General features: G+C 67.6%; 17 protein-coding genes and 1 tRNA gene. 3 read left to right on the forward strand and 15 right to left on the reverse strand.

Going from position 1 to position 19,952, the window contains the following annotated elements:
* Positions 1-15: 15 nt before the first annotated feature.
* From IBJ82_RS07635 to IBJ82_RS07655, 5 genes are all read right to left on the reverse strand, one after another.
* Entirely contained in the window at positions 16-1,488 is a 1,473-nt protein-coding gene (locus tag IBJ82_RS07635; protein ID WP_194825295.1) for a penicillin-binding protein 2, read from the reverse strand.
* Positions 1,485-2,957, reverse strand: a complete 1,473-nt coding sequence (locus IBJ82_RS07640) for an FtsW/RodA/SpoVE family cell cycle protein (RefSeq protein WP_194825296.1) — start codon at positions 2,955-2,957, stop codon at positions 1,485-1,487. The genes IBJ82_RS07635 and IBJ82_RS07640 overlap by 4 nt, the downstream gene beginning before the upstream one ends.
* Entirely contained in the window at positions 2,957-4,408 is a 1,452-nt protein-coding gene (locus IBJ82_RS07645; RefSeq protein WP_194825297.1) for a PP2C family serine/threonine-protein phosphatase, read from the reverse strand. Before IBJ82_RS07645 ends, IBJ82_RS07640 begins: the two co-directional genes overlap by 1 nt.
* Entirely contained in the window at positions 4,405-4,881 is a 477-nt protein-coding gene (locus IBJ82_RS07650; protein ID WP_062992366.1) for an FHA domain-containing protein, read from the reverse strand. Before IBJ82_RS07650 ends, IBJ82_RS07645 begins: the two co-directional genes overlap by 4 nt.
* 168 nt (positions 4,882-5,049) lie before the next feature.
* On the reverse strand, positions 5,050-6,480 hold the full coding sequence (locus tag IBJ82_RS07655) for a DUF3662 and FHA domain-containing protein (protein ID WP_194825298.1): 1,431 nt from the start codon (positions 6,478-6,480) through the stop codon (positions 5,050-5,052).
* A 220-nt stretch (positions 6,481-6,700) separates the two neighbouring features.
* On the opposite strand from IBJ82_RS07655, the gene IBJ82_RS07660 reads away from it, so the two are divergent.
* Positions 6,701-6,783 (forward strand) — tRNA-Leu (locus IBJ82_RS07660).
* Positions 6,784-6,834: 51 nt separating this feature from the next.
* Here the strand turns inward: IBJ82_RS07660 and IBJ82_RS07665 are convergent.
* Genes IBJ82_RS07665 through IBJ82_RS07675 form a run of 3 tightly spaced genes read right to left on the reverse strand, consistent with a single transcriptional unit; the run spans position 6,835 to position 8,892 of the window.
* On the reverse strand, positions 6,835-7,371 hold the full coding sequence (locus IBJ82_RS07665) for a TetR/AcrR family transcriptional regulator (RefSeq protein WP_194825299.1): 537 nt from the start codon (positions 7,369-7,371) through the stop codon (positions 6,835-6,837).
* Positions 7,368-8,210: an alpha/beta fold hydrolase gene (locus tag IBJ82_RS07670; RefSeq protein WP_194825300.1), complete on the reverse strand. Its 843-nt coding sequence runs from the start codon at positions 8,208-8,210 to the stop codon at positions 7,368-7,370. Before IBJ82_RS07670 ends, IBJ82_RS07665 begins: the two co-directional genes overlap by 4 nt.
* 43 nt (positions 8,211-8,253) lie before the next feature.
* The gene (locus tag IBJ82_RS07675; RefSeq protein ID WP_194825301.1) at positions 8,254-8,892 is read right to left on the reverse strand and encodes a class I SAM-dependent methyltransferase; all 639 of its coding nucleotides are present in this window, start codon (positions 8,890-8,892) and stop codon (positions 8,254-8,256) included.
* A gap of 83 nt (positions 8,893-8,975) precedes the next feature.
* Here IBJ82_RS07675 and IBJ82_RS07680 point away from each other — a divergent pair, with 83 nt between their 5' ends.
* A complete protein-coding gene (locus IBJ82_RS07680) occupies positions 8,976-10,409 on the forward strand; it encodes a hypothetical protein (RefSeq protein ID WP_370585288.1) in 1,434 nt (477 codons plus the stop codon).
* Positions 10,410-11,219: 810 nt separating this feature from the next.
* On the opposite strand, the gene IBJ82_RS07685 is transcribed toward IBJ82_RS07680, so the two are convergent.
* The gene (locus IBJ82_RS07685; RefSeq protein WP_194825302.1) at positions 11,220-12,254 is read right to left on the reverse strand and encodes a stage II sporulation protein M; all 1,035 of its coding nucleotides are present in this window, start codon (positions 12,252-12,254) and stop codon (positions 11,220-11,222) included.
* An 18-nt stretch (positions 12,255-12,272) separates the two neighbouring features.
* Between IBJ82_RS07685 and IBJ82_RS07690 the strand changes: the two genes are divergently transcribed.
* Positions 12,273-13,019: an RDD family protein gene (locus tag IBJ82_RS07690; RefSeq protein WP_194825303.1), complete on the forward strand. Its 747-nt coding sequence runs from the start codon at positions 12,273-12,275 to the stop codon at positions 13,017-13,019.
* 147 nt (positions 13,020-13,166) lie between these two features.
* Here the strand turns inward: IBJ82_RS07690 and IBJ82_RS07695 are convergent, their stop codons facing one another.
* The 6 genes from IBJ82_RS07695 to IBJ82_RS07720 all read right to left on the reverse strand — a co-directional run bounded on the left by IBJ82_RS07695 (position 13,167) and on the right by IBJ82_RS07720 (position 19,904).
* Positions 13,167-14,453 (reverse strand): DUF58 domain-containing protein, encoded by a 1,287-nt coding sequence (locus IBJ82_RS07695; protein WP_194825304.1) that lies wholly within the window; start codon positions 14,451-14,453, stop codon positions 13,167-13,169.
* A gap of 4 nt (positions 14,454-14,457) precedes the next feature.
* Positions 14,458-15,453: a MoxR family ATPase gene (locus tag IBJ82_RS07700; RefSeq protein ID WP_194825305.1), complete on the reverse strand. Its 996-nt coding sequence runs from the start codon at positions 15,451-15,453 to the stop codon at positions 14,458-14,460.
* Entirely contained in the window at positions 15,450-16,475 is a 1,026-nt protein-coding gene (locus IBJ82_RS07705; protein WP_194825306.1) for a DUF4129 domain-containing protein, read from the reverse strand. Before IBJ82_RS07705 ends, IBJ82_RS07700 begins: the two co-directional genes overlap by 4 nt.
* Positions 16,472-17,353 carry a hypothetical protein gene (locus tag IBJ82_RS07710; protein WP_194825307.1) on the reverse strand — a complete coding sequence of 294 codons (882 nt, stop codon included), beginning with the start codon at positions 17,351-17,353 and terminating at the stop codon, positions 16,472-16,474. Before IBJ82_RS07710 ends, IBJ82_RS07705 begins: the two co-directional genes overlap by 4 nt.
* Positions 17,354-17,557: 204 nt before the next feature.
* Positions 17,558-19,171 (reverse strand): adenylate/guanylate cyclase domain-containing protein, encoded by a 1,614-nt coding sequence (locus IBJ82_RS07715; protein WP_370585214.1) that lies wholly within the window; start codon positions 19,169-19,171, stop codon positions 17,558-17,560.
* Positions 19,172-19,358: 187 nt separating this feature from the next.
* On the reverse strand, positions 19,359-19,904 hold the full coding sequence (locus IBJ82_RS07720) for a TetR/AcrR family transcriptional regulator (protein ID WP_056822528.1): 546 nt from the start codon (positions 19,902-19,904) through the stop codon (positions 19,359-19,361).
* Between the last annotated feature and the right edge of the window lie 48 nt (positions 19,905-19,952).

Genomic DNA, 19,952 nt, shown 5'->3' on the forward strand with positions numbered 1-19,952 from the left:
GCACACTCATTTCGTTCAGCCCCCTGCCAGGCCCGCGTCGAGCACAGACCTGGCGATCGGTGCCGCCACCGAGCCTCCGGTGGCAGCCAACTGCCTGTTGCCGCCGTTCTCGACGATCACCGCGATGGCGATCTTCGGGTTCTGCGCGGGCGCGAAGGCCATATACCAAGCATGTGGCGGGGTGTTACGGGGATTACTGCCGTGTTCGGCGGTTCCGGTCTTCGACGCGATTTGGTAAGGCGACCGCCCACCGCCCACGGTATTGGCCTCCGAGGCGACCATCAGATCGGTCAGGGTCGACGCTACCTGGGGGCTCACCGCCTGCCCGACGCTGACCGGTTTGGTCTTGCTGAGCTCCGACAGATCGGGCGCCTGGGTTTGATCGACCAGATACGGCTGCATCCTGGTGCCGCCGTTGGCGATGGTCGCGGCGATCACCGCGACATTGAGCGGTGTCACCGACACATCACGCTGACCGATGCTCGACTGGCCGAGCGCGGCGTTGTCCGGGATCTGGCCGACGGTCGATTCGGCGACCGGGATCGGCACACCGGGCGGATCCTCGACTCCGATGCCGAACGCGGCGGCCTCGTCCTTGAGTTTGGCCGCGCCGACCTTCACGCCGAGTTCGACGAACGCGGTGTTGCACGAACGCCGGAACGCTTCGTAGAGGCTCGCGGTCGGCTGGTCGCCGCAGGTGGTGCCGTTGTAGTTCTCCAGCGTGGTGCTGGTTCCCGGCAGGGTGATGTTGGGTGCCGCAGTGAACTGGTCGTTCGGACCGGCGACACCGTTGGACAGCGCGGCCGCGGTGACGACGGTCTTGAACGTCGACCCCGGCGGATAGGTTTGCGAGACAGCGCGATTGAGCATCGGCTGACTCGAATCGGTGCTCAGCCGCTCCCAGGCCGCCCGCCCCGCCGCGCCGTCGTGGCCCGACAGCTCGTTGGGGTCATAGCTCGGCGTGGACACCATGGTCAAGATCTTGCCGGTGCTCGGCTCGATCGCCACAACGGCGCCGGTGTAGCCCTTCGAGGTCATCTGCTCGTAGGCGACCTGCTGCATCATCGGATTCAGCGTGGTGAGCACGTTCGCACCGCGCGGATCGCGCCCGGAGAACATGTCGATGAGCCGTCGACCGAACAGGCTCGAGTCGTTGCCCGACAGCAGCGGATCCTCGGCCAACTCGAGCCCGGTCTTGCCGTACTGCATCGAGTAGAAGCCGGTGACCGGCGCGTAAGCCGAGGGATCGGAGGGGTATTCGCGCAGGTACTTGTACCGGTCGTCGGTCGCGACGGAGCCGGCGAGCACGGTGCCGCCCGCGGAGATCTGACCGCGCTGGCGCGAGTACTCGTCGAGCAGCACCCGCGAGTTGCGCGGATCGCTGCGCAGATCGTCGGCCTTGACCACCTGCAGGTAGGTCGCGTTCACGAGCAACGCCACCACCATCACCATGACGGCGACGGCGACACGACGCAGAGGTGTGTTCATTCGCTCACCCTGCTTTCCGGCCTGCGGACCAGTTCCGTGGCCGCGTCGGCGATCGGGGCAGGCGCGCGCTTACGGGCTGGTGCCGGTGCGCGAGCCGCATCGGAGATCTTCATCAACAGCCCGAGCAGCGCGTAGTTCGCCAGCAGCGACGAACCGCCGTAGGAGATGAACGGCGTGGTCAGACCGGTGAGTGGAATCAGTTTGGTGACACCGCCGACGACCACGAAGATCTGGATCGCGATGGTGAACGACAGGCCGGCCGCGAGCAGCTTGCCGAAGCTGTCACGCACGGCCAGCGCGGTGCGCAACCCGCGGACGATGAAGATCAGGAACAGCATCAGCACCGCGGTGAGCCCGATCAAGCCGAGTTCCTCGCCGATGGTGGTGACGATGAAGTCGGTCTTGGCGAAGGGCACCTGCTGGGGTCGTCCGCTGCCGAGGCCGGTGCCCGCGAGCCCGCCGGTGGCGAAGCCGAACATCGACTGCGAGATCTGGTAGCCGGTGTTGTGGTAGTCGTCGAACGGGTGCAGCCAGGTGTCCACGCGCACGCGCACATGCCCGAACAGCTCGTAGGCGAACACGAATCCGAGCGCGAGCAGCCCGCCGCCGATGATCAGCCAGCCCACCCGTTCGGTGGCGATGTAGATCATCACCAGCACCGTGCCGAAGATGAGCAGCGAAGTGCCGAGGTCTTTTTCGAGCACGAGCACGCCGATGCAGACGATCCACACGATCAGGATCGGGCCCATATCGCGTGGCCGCGGCCACTCCATGCCGAGGAAGTGCTTGCCCGCCGCGGTGAACAGGTCACGCTTGGCCACCAGTACGCCCGCGAAGAAGATGATCAGCAGGATCTTCGCGAATTCGCCCGGCTGCATGCTGAATCCGGGCAGCCGGATCCAGATCTTGGCGCCGTTGACTTCGGAGAACCGGCTCGGCAACAGTGCCGGAATCGCCAGCGCGACCAGGCCGACCAGGCCTAGTGTGTAGGTGTAGCGCGCCAGCGTGCGGTAATCCCGCAAGACGATGAGCAGGCTGATGAACACCACGATGCCGAGGCCGGTCCACATGATCTGCTGGTTGGCGTCGGGGGAGGGGACCGCTGTCGCGTCGGATGCCGCCTTCTGCGCTTCGGCGAGATCGAGCCGGTGGATCAGCACCAGCCCCAATCCGTTGAGCAGCGCCACAATCGGTAGTAGGAGCGGGTCCGCGAACGGCGCGAATCGGCGCACCGCGAGATGCGCGATTCCGAACAGCGCGAGGAACGCCACCCCGTACTTGGCGATGTCGGTGGTGATCGACTGTTCCTGGCTCGCCTCGACGATGAACAACGACACCGTCGTGATGCCCGCCGCGCCCGCCAGCAACAGCAACTCCTGGTTGCGTCGCGTCGACGGCGGCGGCGCCGGCGCGAATCCACCAGGGGGACTGGGGAACGCCCCAGCCGACGGCGGTGGCGGTGCGGACATCAGTCCGTCACCCGGCAGTTCTCCCCTGAGATCTGCGGGGTTGTCGGAGGAACAGTGGTGGTGGTCGGCGCCGGGGTGGTCGTGGTCGGCGCCGCGGGCTGGTCGGGGCCGGGAGTCGGTGCGCCACCGGGGATCACCGGAGTCTGCTCGGGCGGCAGCACGCCGGGCTGGGGGACCGATTCCTTCTTCGGGCACGGCGGAAGGAGCTCGTTCTGCGCCAGCACCTTCATGCTGCCGCGCGCCTTGTCCAGCGAATCCGGCGGCAGGCCCTTCTGCACCTGTTCGCGCCCGGTCTGCTTCAGGTCACTGACCATCAGCGTCTTGCAACCACTCGGCGCCGGCTTGCCCACCTCGACGAGAGTGAGCTCGCTCTTGCTGTTCACACAGCCCGTCAGCTCCACGTCGTGGATCGAGTAGCCGAGGATCGAACCGGGCAGGCCGCGCATCACGACCACCTTGTCGTTGTCGGCGCCCACGTAGTAGTTGCTGCGAATCATCTTGTAGCCCACCACGAGTCCGATGGCCACCGCGGCGATCAACGCCAGCGACAACAGCAGCCAGCGCAGCTTGTGTGACTTCGTTTCCGGCGGCGGCGGCGCGGCGGCTGCCCGGCGCGGTTGCGCGCGGGGCGGACGCATGGCGGCAGCGCGCCCTGCCGCGGTATTCGGCGGCGGGGAGTCTTCCTCCTCCTCGGTGGAGGCGGCGCCCGCGAGAATCGGGTGGCTCTGGCCGTAGTCGAGGTCGATCACATCGGCGACGACGACGGTCACATTGTCCGGACCACCGCTGCGCAGCGCCAGCTCGATGAGCCGGTCGGCGCACTCGTCGGTGTTGCCCTCGCGCATGGTGTTGCCGATGGTCTCGTCGCTCACCACGTCCGAAAGTCCGTCGGAGCACAGCAGATAACGATCACCGGCGCGGGCTTCGCGCATGATCAGCGTCGGCTCGATCTCGTTGCCGGTGAGGGCACGCATGATCAGCGAACGCTGCGGGTGGGTGTGCGCCTGTTCGGCGGTGATCCGGCCCTCGTCGACCAGTGACTGCACGAACGTGTCGTCGCGGGTGATCTGGGCGAGTTCGCCGTCGCGGAGCATGTACGCCCGCGAGTCGCCGATATGGACCAGGCCGAGCTTGCGGCCCGCGAACAGGATCGCGGTGAGCGTGGTGCCCATGCCGTCCAGTTCGGGTTCGGCCTCGACGTGGTCGGCGATGGCGGCGTTGCCGGAATGCGTGGCGTGGTCGAGCTTGCCGAGGATGTCCTCGCCCGGCTCGTCGTCGTCGAGATGCGCCAGTGCGGCGATCATCAACTGCGAGGCCACTTCTCCGGCGGCGTGCCCACCCATGCCGTCGGCCAGCGCTAACAGGCGTGCGCCCGCGTAGACCGAATCTTCGTTGTTGCCCCGGACGAGTCCGCGGTCGCTTCGCGCGGTGTAGCGCAGAACAAGTGTCACGATCGCAGCTCGATCACTGTTTTGCCGACTCGCACCGGAGTGCCGAGCGGAACACGGACGGCGGTGGTGACTTTCGCGCGGTCTAGATATGTGCCATTGGTGGAACCGAGGTCTTCCACGTACCAGTCGTCACCACGCTGAGACAGTCGCGCGTGCCTGGTCGAGGCGTAGTCGTCGGTGAGTACCAGCGTCGAATCGTCGGCGCGTCCGATGAGAACCGGTTGCGTGCCGAGGGTGATTCGAGTGCCGGCGAGTGAACCATGAGTCACCACTAGATACTTGGCGCCCTTCTGGCTTCGGCTGAAGGAGGGCAGACCGATGGATCCGCGATTACCGCGGGTTGCCCTCGGCTGTATCCGTATGCCGGATGCCGCGTAGATATCGCTGCGCAAGGTCCGCAGAACGGCCCAGACGAACAACCAGAGCAGCAGCAGGAACCCCGCGCGGGTTAATTGCAGGATCAATCCCTGCACGGCGTTCCACCTCCTGTTTGCCCGGGTACGTCGGTACGGCAGGTGCGGGCCGAACCACCCCCACCAGCGTGCTGGCTTGCGGGCCCCGAGGTCGGGACCGTGCGTGTAATGGCAGCATCATAGAGCCGACAGCGTCGACTCGTGACGTGCACCGCGCAGCTTACGGGATCAGACGATCCGGATCAGGATCTCGGAATGTCCGGCCCGGATCACGTCGCCATCGGCGAGCTGCCAATCCTGCACGGGGGAACCGTTGACGAGCGTTCCGTTGGTGGAACCCAGGTCCGAGAGCATGGCCGTCTGGCCGTCCCAGCGCACCTCGATATGCCGACGCGACACGCCCGTGTCGGGTAGCCGGAAGTGGGCATCCTGGCCGCGGCCGATGATGTTGGAACCCTCGCGCAGCGCGTAGGTGCGGCCGCTGCCGTCGTCGAGCTGGAGCGTGGCCGAGTAGCTCGACTGGGCGGCGGCGTAGCCCGCGCCCTGCTGCTGGCCGTAGCCCTGCTGGCCGTAACCGGCGGCGGCGGGCTGGGCGTAGCCGCCCTGCTCCTCCTGGCCGTAGGCGGGCTCGGCGTAGCCGGGCTGCGCGCCGTAACCCTGCTGGCCGTAGCCCTGCTGCTGCGGTTCGGCATAGCCCTGCTGGCCGTAGCCACCACCCTGCTGGTCGTAGCCCGGGTCGGCGTAGCCCTGCTGGCCGTAACCCTGCTGGCCGTAGCCCTGCTGCTGAGGTTCGGCATAGCCCTGCTGGCCGTAGCCGCCCTGCTGGTCGTAACCGGGCTCGGCGTAACCGGGCTGGGCGCCCTGCGCGCCGTAGCCACCCTGCTGGCTGTAGGCCTGCTGGCCGTAGCCGCCCTGCTGGTCGTAACCGGGCTCGCCGTACGCGGGCGCGGCGCCGTAGCCACCCTGCTGGCCGTAGCCCTGCTGGGCGGGCGCGGCGGGGTCGTAGCCGTTCTGGTATTCGCCACCCTGCTGGCCGTACGCGTCGCCATATCCGGGCTGCGCCTCGGGCGCGCCGTAGCCGCCACCGCGGCCGTAGTCGTCTGCCGGGTAGGGAGCCCCTGGCGCGCCGGCGGGCGGCGGTGCGTACCCGCGGTTGCGTGGATCGGACTCCGCGGGCTCTCGGCTTGGCTCGTAGCCTGAGTTATGCGTCATGGGGCCAGCTCCTGGTTGCGGGTGTGCGGGTCGTTGTGGCGGTCCGGTGCGAGGTGGGGCCGTCCCGCGACCGGCGTCGGGGTCGACGTGGCCGCTCGCTCTGAACATTCCGGTGTGCAGCGTAGGTGATGCCTCGAACGCCACGTGTACTTCGCCGTAGGTCTGCCAGCCCTGCTCCCGGATGTAATCCTGCAGATGTTTGGCGAACGCTTTGGTCGTCAGGTCGTGATCGGCGTCGAGCTTGCCGTGATCGGTTTCATTGATCGTGATCACGTAACTGTTCGGCGCGAGTCGATGCCCGCCGTCCAGATCCTGGATCTGATCTGCGGCTTCGCGCTGCAGCGCGGCCTCCACCTCTTGGGGAACCACACTGCCGCCGAACACCCTCGCGAACACGTCACCGACAGCGCCCTGCAAGCGACGTTCGAATCTCGACACGATGCCCATCACAGCCCTCCCTTCGGTGCGCGTGTCCGCCCTCCTCGACACGCTGGTTACGGCGTGTCCGGACCCGACCACGTTCCTTGCATGATATCCACGATCCTCTACCTGGGTAACTCCCGGCGGCGCCCCCCCGGTTCCCCGGCCGGATTCCACGGCATCGCCGCAGGTCAAGGAATCGATTTTATTTTCGCCCGCGGGGCATGTTAGATTTTTCCAGTCGCTCGGGCGAGTGGCGGAATGGCAGACGCGCTGGCTTCAGGTGCCAGTGTCCGTAAGGACGTGGGGGTTCAAGTCCCCCTTCGCCCACAAGACTAAAGGCTCGATCCTTATGGATCGGGCCTTCTGTCGTTTCCGGGGTCAGGGGCGGGCGATGCGGAGCAGGGCGGCGCGAAGATCCGGTCGCGGGGACTGTGCGTCCAACTCGAGTAAGGCGGTTTCGGCTGTGGCCGCTACCAACAGAACGGCGACGGGCGCCGGGTCGGTCCAGCCCATCGCCGTGAGGTCTGTGGCGAGCAGGGTGGCGGCGGCGGAATTGCGGGCGCTCACTTCGGTGGCCAGGCCGGCGTCGGTTCTCGCCTGTACTAATAGGCCCTTTGTCGCGGGAGCGGCCAGGCAACCGTCGAGGTAGGCGGTGATCGCGGCCGCGAGGCGTCCCTTACCGGGGGGTAGATCGGCGATCGCTGTGCCGACCTGCGCGTCGAGATCGTCGTGGAAGGCGCGGTGCAGGGCGAGTAGGTAGGACTCCCGACTGGGCCAGTGCTGGTAGAAGCTGCCTTTGGCCATCTCGGCCGCAGTCGTGATGGCGTTGACCGAGAGCTTGCTCAGGTTCTCGGTGGCCAGTAGCTGCCTGCCCGCGTTCAACAGGGCCCGGCGGCCGGGCTCGGCGGATCTCATTGCCGCATTCCAGCACAGCCTGCGAGAAACTCGCGCACGGTTTCGAGAAACAGTTCGGGGGCCTCGGCGAACGGTTCGTGCCGGGTGGGCAGCAGTGCGACCGGTGCCGCGGGCAGGGCGCGGGCGATGCCGCGCCGGTTCGCAGGCCAGGGGTTACTCGGGTCGTTGCGGCCCCAGACCACCTGGACGGGAAGCTCGGGGAGCAGCGGGGCGGCGCCGGTCAGGTCGACGCGTGGGTCGTCCAGGCTCCGCCAGAGACTGCGGTACACAGCGAGCCGGATCGGATCGCCGGGTATCTCACGGGCCCGCTCGAGGAGGGGCCGAACACCCTCGTTACGCGGCGAACCCAGATACAGCCGTGCGTTCACGACCACGAACCGCCGGGCTACCGAGGGCCGCGCGATCAATCGGAACATGGCTCTGGTCACCACATTCAGTGGTGCGAACCCGGCCGACTGCACCAGCACCAGCCCGCGCACCAGATCCGGTGCGCGCTCGGCCAGGCGTACCGCCGCGTATCCGCCGACACTGTTGCCGATCACCGTCAGCGAACCGAAACCGAGCTGCGCCAACGACTTCGACACTCGTACGGCCACGTCACCGAGCGCGTCGACGGTGATCGCGTCCGGGTCGAAGACCGTCGACGCGCCGTAGCCCGGCCAGTCGATCGCCGCCACCGCCCACGTCTCGCCCAGCGTGGGGACGATCTGATCGAAGTCGCGGTGGTCGCCCGGATTCGCGTGTAGCAGGAGCAGTCCCGGCGCATCGGCGGGCGAGCGCCCGCTCAGGTGCACGACCACGTCGCCATACGGCGTGGCGACAGTGATCGGTGTGCTCATGTCCCGACTGTAGCCATGACCGACCGGTCGGTCAAGAGTCCGATCACACCTTGCGAGCGATCAACAGGTGGTGCGGAATCGGCGGATTCGCCAACGTGCGCTGCTCCACGGTCAGTCCGGCGGAGCTGAGCGCCGCCACCACATCGGCGACCGGACGCAAGGTGAATCCATATGGGGTGAAGGGCATTGTGGCCATGGCTTCGGGATCGCCGATGCCGATCACCGCGGTGCCGCCGGAGCGAAGGACGCGGGCGAGTTCGACGCAGGCGGCCGGGAGGTCGTCGAGGAAGTAGATGGTGTTGACGGTGATGGCCGCGTCGAGGCTCGCGTCGGGCAGTGGGAGCGCGGTGAGGGTGCCGTCGGCGAGGGCGAGGCGGCCCTCCGCGATCTCCATGGCGAAACGGCCACGGGCGCGGGCGCGCATGTCGGGGGACGGTTCGATGCCGTGCACCACGCCTTCGGCGCCGACGCGGGCCAGCGACATCTCGAGGCCCACCCCACCGCCGAAGCCGATATCGGCGACCGTCGCGCCGGCTGTCGGCGCCGCGGCATCCACGGCCGCCGCGATGGCACGCTTGTTCCCCCGATTGAGCACGAACGCCACGCCCTTACCGAGCACACCGTGCGGATTGCCGAGCTGCCCGGCGATTGTCGTGAGCAGGCGATCTTTGACCCCGGTCATTTCGCCATCGTAGGCGGCATTTTCTCGGCGCCGGTTCCGCAGGGTGATCCGAATACTTCTCCTGAGCCCGGAATTCGGGTTCGATACAGACCGTGCCGTCTGCAACCCGCCGCCGCTTCCTTGCCCGCGCCGCTGTCCTGGTCCTCGCCTCGGCGTGCGCCTGGTCGGGTCCGGCGTCGGCGGACCCGCCGCCGGTCACCGGTCCGCTCGCGGCCAACCCCTTCCTCGGTCCGCTCGGAACGGCGACCATGCACGGGGATGCGGGGTCCTCGGATGTGACCCCATTGGCCGGGCCTGCTCCGGGGGCCGGCGTCACGGTGTATCCGCTCGGCGCGGCTTGCCCGACGCTGCTCGAAGGCGCGGATGGGCTGGTGGTGGGGCTGTGCACCGCCATCGCGGGGCAGACGCCGACGGTGTTCCTGTTCGACTCGGGTGCGTCGGGCTCGGTCGGTGGGGCGCTTGCCTCGTTGCCGTTGACCAAGGGGAGCTTGCTCGGCGGGGTCTATGCCTTTCTCGACAACGAGGATCGACTGGTGGTCGTCGACAGTGGGCGACGGCTGTTGCGGGTCGCGCATGTTCGGGGTGAGGACGGTGCGTGGCGGTTGGTCGCCACCGTGCAGGCGGATCTGAGTGGTTCGATTCCGCAGGGCGACAACGTGACCGGACTGGTTCCCGATTGGACGGGCAACGTCTGGTTCGCGACCGGCCGCGGGGTTGTCGGGTTCGTCGGAACAGCGGGGCGTGTCGCGACGGTGGCGCTGCCGTCCGGGGAACTGGTGGCCAACAGTATTTCGTCGGCGCCCAATGGCGGTGTGGCCGTGGCGAGTACGCACGCGCTGTACGAGCTGCGCGCGAAAGGCGCTGAACCCGAAATTCTTTGGCGGTCAGCCTACGACCGTGGCACCGCGCGGAAACCGGGTCAGCTCAGCTGGGGTACCGGCTCGACGCCGACGTACTTCGGGCCGGTGCGCGGCGACGAATATCTCGCCATCGTCGACAACGCCGACAACGGGGTGCGGCTCATCGTGGCGCGCTCCGGTTCGGGTGAGCAGGTCTGCTCGGTCCCGGTCCCCATCGGCGGCAGCGAGAATTCGCCGATCGCGATCGGTTCGTCGATCTTCGTCGCGAGTACCTACGGCTATCCGTATCCCACCGTGCCCGAAGGCGCGGGCCCGGCCGTTCCGGCGAGCGCGCCGTTCCTGGGCGGCCTGAGCCGGGTCGACCTCACTGCCGACGGATGTGTCCCGGTGTGGGACAGCGGGGTACGCAGCGCTGCCGTTCCGCGACTGTCGCTCGCCGACGGTGGCATCCACACCCTGCGTCGCATCGGACCGGATGCGACAACCCCCCTCGACGGATTCGACTATGTCGTTATCGACCCGGCAACCGGCGCTGTTCGCACCTCGACTCCGCTGCCGGGCACGGTCGCGGAGGACCCGCTGCAGATGGCCGCGCTCATCACCCGCGGCGGCGCGCTCTGGCAGGGAACGGTCACGGGGATCGTCCGAATCGGCTGACTCCGTCTCACGTCCTCGAACCGACCTCACGCCTGTTTCGGCAGCCTGACGACTACTGTCGCGCGCCGACCTCGAAACACCTGCTCAGTCGACCGCCGGGTACCCCTTGCCCCCAAGCAGGTCGGATACTCGTGATTTCCGCAGGTGAGGCGAAGGTCACACTGCCTGTGCAATCTTGTATTCCGGATGTTCTTCTGCCGATTTCCGTCCGTTCGGCGGACCGTGCGCAACCAGTCGTCCGTCCAATTTGAGGCGATGAATTCGGTGTTTCAGCGTGATTGCTGGGCGTGCATCTCGTTTGCAACGTAGTTAACAAACTTTAGGTCTCTTTTTTCGTTTCAAGTAGTCGGCAACCGTAATTCCGTTGCCGAAACCCCAGGTGACAGCTATGTCCAGGGCTCGGTGTGATCCGGGGCAACCTTGCTCGACATTCGCGCGCGGGCTTCATCGAGGATGCGTGACTCGTTATCGAAGGTTTGCCCGAGGTGAATTCTCGGTGCCGTCGACTGCTCGATGAAGGCGGTGCCAGGAGTTTGCTGCGGGTGTGAAAATCAGTGCGTCCACAGGGCTTTGCATGTTCGCAGTTCCTACCCCGGACCTGCGCGTTGGGGGTTGCGTGGGGATAACGATTGTGTACAGTTGACGGTAACGCTGGCCGCAGTTCGAGCCCGACTCGCTGCGGCCAGCGGAACTCAAATGGGGGAGTTCGAAACCATCTCTTAACCTTCTGTAGCTGCCGATTGTCCGGTGCTGTTTCCGGGCGGTGTGCTCGGAGTTGTCGGCCTCACAGATGTACGTGCAGATGCGAGCTCACGCCCGGTTCAGAGCTTTTGGCTGCGCCATCAGCCACCGATCAGCCGGATCAGCCGACAGCATCGGTACCGCTGCCTCGGCATCCTGTTCCTCGGCCACTCTTCTGCCGATCCCGAAGACGTAGTACAGGAACAGCGCCTCCGCCGTGAAACCCAGCGCGATCCGCACGGGCACGGGCAGCGGGCTCGGCGTCACGAAACCCTCCAGCAGTCCACACACCAGCAGCACGCACACCAGCCCGAGCGCCACGGTCGCGGTCGCACGCCCCTGCCTGGCCATCGCGGCCGCCCTGCTGCGCGGTCCCGGGTCGACCAGCGTCCACCCGAGCTTCAACCCCACCCCGCCCGCGACGAACAGCGCGGTGAGCTCGAGCGTGCCGTGCGGCAGGATGAAGCCGAAGAACGAATCCAGCCGCCCCGCCTCGGCCATCAATCCACCGGTTATCCCCAGATTCAGCGCATTCATGAACAGTGCGTACACAGCCGGGAGGATCAGTACACCTGTGAACAACGCGATCGCCGACACCAGCGAATTGTGGGTCCAGACCTTCGCGGCGAAGGCCTCGTTGGGGTGCTCGGAGTAGTACGACTCGAACGAACCCCCAGGTCCGGTGACATCTGACAGGTCGCCGTCGGGTATCCCCAGCGCGTCGCGGGCCGCGGCCGAACGATTCACAAGCACGCCGATCACCCCCGCGACGGCGAGGAAGATCGCAGTTGTCCCCAGCCACCACGGCCAGGCTCTGTACACAGCCGCGGGAAAGTGCCGGGTGAAGAACCGGCCCACCTCGCGCCACGGTTGCGACCGCGCCGCGAGTACTCGCCCGCGGGCCCGCGCCAGCAGTGCGCTGAGTCGGTCCACGAGCTCCGGATCCGGATGGTGCCCCTGCAATCTCGCCAACTGCTGCGAGGTCGACCGGTACAGCCGGACCAACTCATCGGCCTCCGCGCCGGACAATTTCCGCTGGCGAACCAGCTGATCGAGCCGATACCACGACCGTTGATTCGCCCAGCTGTAGGCATCGCTGTCCATATCGGGAATGCTAGCCACATGGCTGAATTCACCACCGGCGAAGCGGTGGCGCTCGAACTCCCGATCGCGCGCATCCCCAGCCGTGCGGGCGCTTTTCTGCTCGACCTGATGCTCCAGCTCGCGCTCGCCGCGACGCTGCAATACGTCTTGATACTCGTGCTGCTGGCCACCGACGCCGATTCCGCCTGGTTCTCGGTGACGGCGGTCATCACATTGGTGACCGTGCTGATCGCCTATCCGGTGTGCAGCGAAACCGTCTCGCGCGGGCGGTCGCTGGGCAAGCTGGCGTTCGGGTTGCGCGTCGTGCGGGCCGACGCGGGGCCGATCGACTTCCGGCACGCGCTCACGCGCGGGCTCGCGGGCGCGATCGTTGATTTCTGGCTGCTCGGTGCGTTCGGCGCGGTGGCCGTTGTCGCGTCGCTGTGTTCGCGCGATGGCAAGCGGGTGGGCGACGTGCTCGCCGGAACGGTAGTTGTGCACACCCGCCAGACCATGCCGATGCCGTCGCTGGCCGTCGCGCCGCCGTGGTTGACCGGCTGGTCGGCGCAGCTGGACCCGAGCGGGATCTCCGACGAACTCGCTGCGGCGGCGCGCCGGTATCTGACCCGGCTGCCGACGCTCACACAGCCCACACAGCACTATCTGGGCACTCAGCTCGTCGAGGCCATGTGTGCGGCGCTGCGCTGCCCGGTGCCCGTCGGCTACCCGCCGTATCACGTGCTCGGCGCGATTCTCGCTCGGCGACAGCAGCTTTCACGGGTGTAGATCACCAGCCTGTGCACGACCCACCTGTGCACAGACCAGCCTGTGGATGAATCTGTTGGCAAGTCGGTGGATGAACTGTGAGTACCGGTGGAAACTGCGGTTATCCACAACCACGTGCGGTTGTGCACAATTCGCGATGTCCACAGATCACAGCGAGCCGGACTGCTTCAATTCGAGGTATTCGTCGGCCAGCGCCTCTGGCAGTTGATCGGGGGCCGCGGCCACCACGGCCACACCGCGTCGACGCAGTGATTCCTGCACGAGAGCGCGTTCGGCCAGCACGGTTTCGGCGGCGGCCGCCGTGTAGACCGCCGAACGATCACGGGCAGCTGCGGCGACGTCAGGATCGGTGACGGACACGATCAGTACCCGATGACGTCGCGTGAGCGTCGGCAGGGCGGGCAACAGGTGCTCGGTGACGGTCGGCCCGTCGAGACTGGTGAACCACACGATCAACGCTCGCCTACGAACCCGCGAGATCACGGTGCGGACCAGCCCGTCGGTGTCGGTGTCCACCAGCTGTGGAGTAACCCCCGCGAGGGTGTGCATAAGTTTCAGCGGCAGCTGATTGCCGCCGACTCCACTCACTTCCGCGCGCACTCGCCGGTCGTAGGCCATCAGGTCCACGGTGTCGCCCGCGGCCGCGGCCAGCCCACCGAGCAGCAACGCCGCTTCGATCGCACTGTCGAGTCGAGTTCCCTCGCCGACCCGACCCGCGCTGGCCCGCCCGGTATCCAGAACCATCAGCATGTGCCGGTTGCGTTCGGGCCGCCAGGTCCGCACCAGCACGTCGTTGGCACGCGCGGTGGCCCGCCAGTCGATGCTGCGCACGTCGTCGCCCGCCACGTACTCACGGAACGAATCGAACTCGGTGCCCTGCCCGCGCGTATTTGCCACATTGCGTCCCTCGAGATGATGCAGCCGCTTCACCTTCGAACGCAGCAGTCGCTCACTGCGAAACGCGGGCAGCGCGCGCACCCTGGCAGGCACATCGACGCGGCTCTGCCGTCCGGCCAGACCCAGTGGTCCGAGCAGCCGAACCGTCACCGGACCCGCGACCCGATCACCGCGATAGATCGGAGTCAGGCTGGTGCGCAAACGGATTCGGGTGTGCGGGGCCAGATCCAGGTGGTGGCCGTCGATGTCGGCGCGGGCGCTGTCGGGCCAGGCGTCCCACAGCATGCCGCGCACGGTGGCCTGGCCGGTATTGGTGACCACCAGTTCCACCTCGGTGCCGCGACCGAGCCGCACCACCGTCAACGGATCACGGGTCAGCGACAGCGAATCCGCCCGCGCGGTGAGCGCGACATCGGTCAGCAGCAGCGCCAGCAGCACCGCGCACGCGCCGAGCACCCCGACCCCTGTCGGCACCACGAACATCACCACCGCCGCCGCGAGCGTGGCGAGCAGCGCGAATCGGCCTGTGACCACCACGTCGCTAGACCGGGACCGGCACCGAGACCAGCAACGACGAGAGCACGCCCTCGGTGCTCACCCCGTCCAGCTCGGCCTCCGGCCGCAACTGCAGGCGATGCCGAAGTACTGCCATCGCCACCGTTTTCACGTCGTCGGGCGTCACATACGCGCGCCCGTTGAGCCAGGCGAAGGCACGGGCGGCGGCCAGCAGCGCGGTCGCACCGCGCGTGGACGCGCCGTGCGCGACGGCGGGGGAGGAGCGGGTGGCACGGCACAGATCCACGATGTAGGCCAGCACCTCCGGGCTCACCGCCACCTGGCCCACCGCGGCGCGCGCGGCCGCGATGTGCGCGGGCCCGGCGACCGGCCGCAGCCCGGCGGCGCCGAGATCACGCGGATCGAAGCCGCTGGCGTGGCGTTGCAGGATGCGGAACTCGTCGTCGCGGTCGGGCAGACGGATGTCGACCTTGAACAGGAACCGGTCGAGCTGCGCCTCCGGCAGCGGATAGGTGCCCTCCTGCTCGATCGGGTTCTGCGTGGCGACCACCACGAACGGATCGGGCAGCGCACGCGGCTGACCGTCCACCGAAACCTGGCGCTCCTCCATCGATTCCAGCAGCGAGGACTGGGTTTTCGGTGGGGTGCGGTTGATTTCGTCGGCCAGCAGCAGGTTGGTGAAGACCGGGCCCTTGCGGAAGGTGAACTCGGCCGAATGCGGATCGTAGATCTGGGATCCGGTGACATCGCCCGGCATCAGGTCCGGGGTGAACTGCACGCGCGCGTGGTCAAGCGCCAGCGAGGTGGCCAACGCGCGCACCAGCAGCGTCTTCGCCACGCCGGGAACACCTTCCAGCAGCACATGCCCGCGGCACAACAGAGCGAGCACCAGGTACAGCACGGCCTGGTCGTTGCCGACCACCGCCTTGCCGATCTCGGTGCGCAGCGCGGCCAGCGCCGCCGCGGCTTCCTGTGCGCTCGGCGCTTCCAGCGCGACAGCGTCCTTGGAAATATTTGTCATCCGAGCTCCGTCTCGATCCATTCGAGGTGTGCGGCAACGTAATTGAGGGTCGTCTCGTCCGGCACGTCACCGAACAGGACAGTGCCGATCTGTTGAGCGGGGACGCCGAGTCGACTCGACACGACTGCGACGAGTTGATCGTCGGTGAGCTCGCCGCCCAGCCGTGGCTTGATCCGGCGCAGCGTCGCGGCGCGCACGATGTGCGCCACATGGGCCACGTCGCCGGAGCGCCGGTACAGCCCCGCCTGCCCGGCGAGCAGCTCGTTCGCGGCGACCTCGACCGGGCGCGGCTCGCCGACCAGCGCGCCACGTCTGCGCGCCCGCCACCAGATCAGCGCCACGAAGGCGAGCAGGAACTGCAAACCGCCGAATGCCAGCCAGCCGGGCAGCCGCGTGAAGATCGAGTCCTTGCCGCTGCCGAAATCGAGGTCGCTGTCGTCGGGCGGTGTGTCGGGCGGATTCGGTGGGTCGGGCAGGTCGGGGGTGTCGGGCGCGTTGGGGGCGCCGCACGACTGCATGGTGGCGTAGATCAGCAGCGCGATGGCGAGTCCGGCGGCCAGCGTTGCCCAGAAGCGGGGGCTGCGCAAGATCCCGGGCAGCGGCGGAAGTTTCCTGCGCTGCTTGGGTTCTCGTTCGACGACCTCGATTTCGAGCGGGTCGAGGACCGGCGGTGGCGCGGATTGGGAGTACCGGTCGGCGTATTCCAGGCGGCGGTACTCGTCCTCGGTGGCCGCGCGCCCGCCGTAGACCACTTCGTCGAAGCTGCGTGCCGCCGGATGTAATTCGGTGGATTGCTCCAGCGGAAGTGCGGTGGTCGCGTCGTCGGCGGTCTCCTGCGCCGTGCGCGAGCGGCGCACCGGCAGGCTGCCGTCCTGTTCGAGTCCGCGCAGGACGGCGCGGAAACGTTCGCGCAGGGCGCGGTCGTAATCGCGTCGGCCCGCGGCGTTCTCGGCGGCGGCGCGATGTTCGGCGGCGGCGCCGAGGCGGGGCCGCGGTGGGACGCCACCGGGGGAGTCGGTCACCGGCGATCACCGGGGATTCGAATGTCCATACCTTCCCGCACGCAGCGCCTGCTGATGTAGCAGAGCACGCGGCTGGTCGCCTCGACGATCTCGCTCACCGTCACCACCAGCAGGAATCCGCCGACGAGCAGGGTGATGACCGCCCAGCGGTGGGTACCGGAGAAGTCGGAGAGGAAGAACGGAATACCGAACGCGGGCACCGCGAGTACGGCGAAGATGCACCGCTGGGTGAGCCACAGGCCCGCCGTCGACCAGACGCCACCGTGCATGAGCTCCTTCGAACGGGCCACGCCCACACCGAAACCCGCGTGTTCGGCAACGATCACCGGTTCGGCGACGAACCGTCGCGCCCGCACATGCGAGAGCCAGATCAGCGCGAGCGGAAAGGTGATCACCAGAATGCTGCCGAGCAGCAGCACCCCGATTCCGGTGAGCGTGAACATGATCTGTGCCACCACCAGCGGCATCGCCCGTCGGCCCGCGGCCCGCAACCCGTCGAGCACGCCGTAACGCACCCCCTGGAAATCGGCGAGCCCGATGGCGACGGTCGCGCCGCGCAGGACAAGGCGCACCAGCCACACACCTGCCGCGGTGGCCAGGATCGCGGCCCACGCGGTACCCGCGTCGGAACCGTCGGTGAGGTGGGAAACCAGCCCGGTGAGCCCGAGCACGCCGAGCACCGCCAGCACCAGCGCACTGCCGCCGAGCACCGCGAAGGTCCTGAGATGGGCCTGGATCAGGGCGAACGGCTCATCGAGCAATTCGCGGAAACGCAAGGGGCGGATCGGCACCGTAGGCGGCATTTGCGGTACCGGCGCAGGCACCGGTACCGGATCGACTCCCGCCCCGACGGCGCCAACCGTATCGGCGGGACGCACGGGCCGAGTCTAGTCAATCCCACCCGCCCCGCCCGATATGTCTCTACCCGGAGGGGCCCGCCCCGATCTGGACTGACCGGAGGGTGCGACGAAGGAGTACCCGCAGGGAGGGAAGATCGGGGGCCCGAAGGGCCCCGACTCGAGCGCGTCAGCGCTCCAACAAACACAGCACACCGCCCCGGGCCCGGTCTACCGTTGTCGTCCCTACCGAACGTCGGCAGACCCGCGCCCAACAGCTGACCGCTCATCAACCAACTCCGGGACCCGCGGCAACGCGATCTGCGTCGGCTTCAACCGCCCACGCAGCGTGACAGTCTCTCCGAGCACCCACTGCGCGGATTCCGAATCAGCCGCGGCGGCAAGCGTGGTCGCTGACGTGAGCAAACGTTCGTCGTGCTGTTTGGACAGCTCACACAGCCGAGCGGCCTCGTTGACCGCATCACCGATCACCGTGAATTCGTACCGGTTGTGCGTGCCGACATTGCCCGCGACCACCCGTCCCGCCGCGACACCGATACCCGCGTCGAGATCGGACGCATCACGCAGTCGACGTTGGATCGCCCGTCCACATGACAGCGCCGAGCCGGCCAGGTCGTCGAGCGGAGCCGGCGTGCCGAACACGGCCAGCGCCGCATCGCCCTCGAACTTGTTGAGCAGCCCACCGTGGCGTTCCACCTCGTCGACGACGATGTCGAAGAACCGGTTGAGGATGCCGACGATCTCGGGCGCGGGCAGGGTGGCCGCCATCGTGGTCGAGCCGATGATGTCGATGAACAGGGCAGCGGCCTCGGTTTCGGTGCCGCCGAGCACCGGCTGGGAGGCGATCGCCGCCATCGCGACATCGTGGCCGACGTGCTTGCCGAACAGGTCCTCGATCATCGCCCGCTCGCGCAGGCCGTGCACCATCGTGTTGAAGCCGCTCTGCAGTTCGCCCAGTTCGGTGCCGTCGTAGAGGGCGATCTCGGCGTCGAGGTCACCGTTCTCCACGCGGCGCAGCGCCTGGCGTACGCCCTTGATCGGGGCCACCGTCGCCGCGACGACCTGGGCCATCAGGATCAACCCGAACACCAGCGCCGAGCCGCCGAAGCAGAGCATGCACACCGCGAGCCTGGCCTTGCTCACCGCGGGATCGGCCAGGGCCCACACCGCCACCGTCATCGTCAGCATCACCGGTACCCCGACGCCGACGAACCACGACAGCATGGTCCGGCCGAACACGCCGATGCCGCGGCGGCGGTGCGGGTCGGCGGCCAGCACGCGCGCGGTCACCGGACGCAGCGCGAATTCGATGATCAGGTAACTGTTGGCGCACACGACGATCGCCGCGGCGCCGATCGCGAGGACGGCCTTGGGGATCAGCGCCGGTTCGAGCACGCCGTAGACAATGGTGAGCACGGTCAACGTCAGCGTCCACAGGAGGGCCTGCTGCAGCACCATCCAGCGTGGCGCCGACACCGTGACCTGCTGTTCGGCCGGCGTCGGCACATGGTCGGGATCGGTGGCCCAGCGCATCGATCGCACACCGGTGACGGTGCCCCACACGGCGCCGCCCGCCAGCGCCATAGCGGCGCACAGTGGCGTGAAGACGCTGTTGACCAACAGCAGTTCCCGGGTGAACACGGTCGGTCCCGGCAGCACGAAGCCCGCCAGCACCACCACCATCGTGATGCCGATCAGATTGGCGATGAGCAGCGGAATGGTGAGCAACAGCTGCACCCGAACGCGCCGGACCGTCGATTTCTCGTCGACTGGTCCGAGCAGCGGGGAGCCCCACGGCGCTGATTTCGCCGCGCGTGCCGGTCCATCGCGGTTGATCACACACGAACTGTAAACCGGCGAAACGACCATTGACCACAGAGTTGCGTAGGTCACTGTGTCAATCGGGTGGCTATAACAACTGGTAGCAGCATATTTTGTGAGCCTCCACCGGTCCAGTTGGTCGTGGTGTTGTCTATGGCGGCGTTCGGTGTACAAGCGTCCACTCAGTGCGCGCGTTTGTGGTTTGTCAGCGTTGCAGCAGTCGGTCGACGACGGCGCGGTAGCGCGCGGGCTCGATCTGCGGCAGGCCGAGCAGGGCGCGCAGGTAGACCCCGTCGCCGACAAGGCGGATGGTGTCGGCGCGGACGGGGTCGTCGACCTCGGTCTCGAGGTTGTCCGACCAGGCTGCCATCACCGCGTCCAGTGCGCGCTGTACCTCGTCGGGTTCGCTGCCCGCCGAGGCGTCGATGGTGCGCATAGTGGCCAGCAGTGAGCGGTACAGGGCGAGTTCGACAGCATCGGCCTGCGCGGTGGGGTCGGGGGTCTGGAGGTACCACTCGGCGATCGAGCTCCCGCTCGCTCTGGCTTCGTCGAGTTGGGTGCGGGCGCGCTCGCCGAGTCGATGCACCAGCCCGACGAGCAGCGCGTCCTTGCTCTTGAAGTGGTAGAGCAGCCCGCCCTTGGACACTCCCGCCGCCGCGGCGACGTTGTCGAGGGTCATCTGGGCCGTGCCGCGTTCGAGCAGCAGGGTTTCCAGGGCGTCGAGGATGCGATCGCGGGTGCCGGGGCTCACAGCGCTCACTGTACCGTCTGGACGGTTTTCCTGTTACTGTACCGGCTG

This window comes from Nocardia sp. XZ_19_231 (assembly GCF_015355705.1).
Classification (GTDB): Bacteria; Actinomycetota; Actinomycetes; order Mycobacteriales; family Mycobacteriaceae; genus Nocardia; species Nocardia salmonicida.

Coding starts and splice junctions, on each gene's coding strand:
- IBJ82_RS07670 (WP_194825300.1), bottom strand. CDS start 8,210: ATGAGCACACCGATCACTGTCGCCACGCCGTATGGCGACGTGGTCGTG.
- IBJ82_RS07690 (WP_194825303.1), top strand. CDS start 12,273: ATGGCTGAATTCACCACCGGCGAAGCGGTGGCGCTCGAACTCCCGATC.
- IBJ82_RS07675 (WP_194825301.1), bottom strand. CDS start 8,892: ATGACCGGGGTCAAAGATCGCCTGCTCACGACAATCGCCGGGCAGCTC.
- IBJ82_RS07640 (WP_194825296.1), bottom strand. CDS start 2,957: ATGTCCGCACCGCCACCGCCGTCGGCTGGGGCGTTCCCCAGTCCCCCT.
- IBJ82_RS07700 (WP_194825305.1), bottom strand. CDS start 15,453: ATGACAAATATTTCCAAGGACGCTGTCGCGCTGGAAGCGCCGAGCGCA.
- IBJ82_RS07665 (WP_194825299.1), bottom strand. CDS start 7,371: ATGAGATCCGCCGAGCCCGGCCGCCGGGCCCTGTTGAACGCGGGCAGG.
- IBJ82_RS07655 (WP_194825298.1), bottom strand. CDS start 6,480: ATGGGCATCGTGTCGAGATTCGAACGTCGCTTGCAGGGCGCTGTCGGT.
- IBJ82_RS07635 (WP_194825295.1), bottom strand. CDS start 1,488: ATGAACACACCTCTGCGTCGTGTCGCCGTCGCCGTCATGGTGATGGTG.
- IBJ82_RS07685 (WP_194825302.1), bottom strand. CDS start 12,254: ATGGACAGCGATGCCTACAGCTGGGCGAATCAACGGTCGTGGTATCGG.